This is a genomic window from Citrobacter sp. Cy070 (assembly GCF_030332245.1).
GTDB classification, from domain to species: Bacteria; Pseudomonadota; Gammaproteobacteria; order Enterobacterales; family Enterobacteriaceae; genus Citrobacter; species Citrobacter youngae.
On record NZ_JAOWIG010000030.1, the window covers coordinates 1 to 2232 of the forward strand.

The following is a 2232-nucleotide window of genomic DNA, read 5'->3' on the forward strand; positions in this document are numbered from 1 at the left end:
AAATCGGTGGAGCTGCATGACAAAGTCATCGGGCATTATCTGAACATAAAACACTATCAATAAGTTGGAGTCATTACCAAGTCGTTTCCAGGCCAATAAAAAAGACTGCCATGCTGAAGTCCCTGACATCTGACCAACAATAAAATTAATAACCAAACCTTTTTTAGAAGTAATATCAATTAATCTAGCTCTTATAGGAGCTAATAACTCATGGAATAAAGCCGTATAGTCAATCGATTCTGGAAAATGTAATGCCCTGGTTCCAATGGCATTGAACTCACTTCCTTCACGTAAATTGGGTATCTGTGATTCTTCAGGAAAGAGATAGCTGTAATCTACAATACTTATATAACCAGATGCCCATTCAGACCACTCATAATCAATATTAGAACTTTCCGTTGATATCATTTCATTTTTTTCAAGAGCCACGCCGAGCTGAAATAATCGAAGCCCTATGTATATAATAAATAACAAAGAAAAAATTAATGATATTACAAAAGCACAATATATGGAATTACTATTATGAGTAATATAATAAAACAAACCAAATAGCAGAACAACAGTTATTAACAATGAGAAAAAAACACCACTATCGCGGCCCCACCTAATAGAAGGTACAGGTTGCATTGCCTTTTTATCAGGAATATTCCAACTCATTTTAACTTACCAGATCCCCGTACAGGGAAGTGTTGAAATAACATAGCAACCGCATTGACACATGCATTTATGCACAGCTACTGGTTTTCCATCTGAGATCCACTCAGTAGAACCCTGGATTATCTTATTTACGCCATGAAATGGTATTGGGCATATAACAGTATCCCCAAGTAATGCAACACCTAAACCATCGATAATTATCGTGGACGAAACCGAAATTACTTTACCGCCACTACTTAATGGATCATTGAGTCTGACTAAGCCTAGAAACATAAACCCTCGCTATAAAAGAATATAACTATCCAGATATGATTTTTCCAAAAAAAATAAAAATACTTACCAAACATATCTATATGATTAGATAAAGAACAGATAATAATATCTTATCTGTTAAAAATATTAGCTTTGAAATTTAACCCACAAAAAATCGTCTAATAGTAATAAAACCACCATCCTGATGTCATTACCCGAACAGATTTTCCGTTCTTTTTGAACCCTTTAATTCTTCTGCGTTTTAATCTCCGCAAATCAATATTGGTTACATTATCCCAGCCAGCAACAGTCAATATCTCCTCCGTCAGCTGTTCTTTCGGAAAGGGATGCCGTCGCCAGATAGTCCATATTGCGGGGAAGATATACAGAAAGGTTCCCGTAACCAAAAATATCGTTATCACTTGCCGTAATCCTTCACTAAGAACCCAATCTTCTTTATACAATCCCACTACCAGCAGCAGAATAGCCAGAAGAATAACGACCGAAATGGGGACTTTCATCGCGTCTATTCGTGCCCGTCGTATTCCCTGGTAACACCACGGTGGCATAGTCAGCGAGCGCGCATGCGGCCGGACAAGGGCATATACCAGGTACTCCTCTCCTACCGGCGCGGCAATCAGTTCCACTTCCTCACCTTCCCGGCAATAGGGCGCGCCCAGCCACCCTGAAAAGGGTCGGCCGTTGATTTCGCCAGTAACGTACCACGCTGCAGCTGGAACCCTGTCTTCATTGCTCGCCACCATGCCCTGTGCCGTTGCTGCTGACCCCGTCGAGGCCAGCACCATCGCGGCAGACGCCATGTTCTCATCCTGCCTGCTGAAATATTCCCACGTCTGCGGATAGGCTTTGGTGTCAAAATAGTGCGTCAGGCAGCGCTGGTGGTAGTTTGTCACCACGCCACTGACCTTTATCAGCGGGGCTGGCGGAGGCAGTACCGGGTCCGGTGGCATATCGGCCAGCGCTTTTGCCCGCTGCTTTTCTTCACGGTACAGTTCTGCCAGCCGTTTTTTATGCTTCTTCTTGCCGTCCGATTCATAGTACGCAATGGTTTGTCTTAATTTTATCCACTCTCTGCGCTCCCGGAGATAGTTTTCTTTCACATACCCTTTTCCCTTCTCCAGTCCCCGGATATAGGCCCGGGGCATATCGGCAAACAGTTCGTCATCTTCTGTCATAGTATTTCGCTGCTCCACAATTAAACCACAACAGGGACTTCCGGCTCATCGGTGATGCTGCCAACTTACTGATTTAGTGTATGATGGTGTTTTTGAGGTGCTCCAGTGGCTTCTGTTTCTATCAGCT

Annotated in this window: 3 protein-coding genes; 1 reads left to right on the forward strand and 2 read right to left on the reverse strand. The window is 42.8% G+C overall.

Annotated features, from left to right (window positions below):
• Positions 1 to 63: IS1 family transposase (locus OGY19_RS02335; RefSeq protein WP_071603212.1), on the forward strand; the 63-nt coding region annotated here is incomplete at its 5' end.
• 600 nt (positions 64 to 663) lie between these two features.
• On the opposite strand, the gene OGY19_RS02340 is transcribed toward OGY19_RS02335, so the two are convergent.
• Complete coding sequence (locus tag OGY19_RS02340) at positions 664 to 930, reverse strand: PAAR domain-containing protein (protein WP_137363698.1); 267 nt, start codon at positions 928 to 930, stop codon at positions 664 to 666.
• 158 nt (positions 931 to 1088) lie between these two features.
• Entirely contained in the window at positions 1089 to 2105 is a 1017-nt protein-coding gene (locus OGY19_RS02345; RefSeq protein ID WP_257748794.1) for a putative type VI secretion system effector, read from the reverse strand.
• Positions 2106 to 2232 lie beyond the last annotated feature (127 nt).

Bases quoted from the DNA above. Each gene is read 5' to 3' on its own strand.
- OGY19_RS02340 (WP_137363698.1), bottom strand. From the start codon at position 930: ATGTTTCTAGGCTTAGTCAGACTCAATGATCCATTAAGTAGTGGCGGT.
- OGY19_RS02345 (WP_257748794.1), bottom strand. From the start codon at position 2,105: ATGACAGAAGATGACGAACTGTTTGCCGATATGCCCCGGGCCTATATC.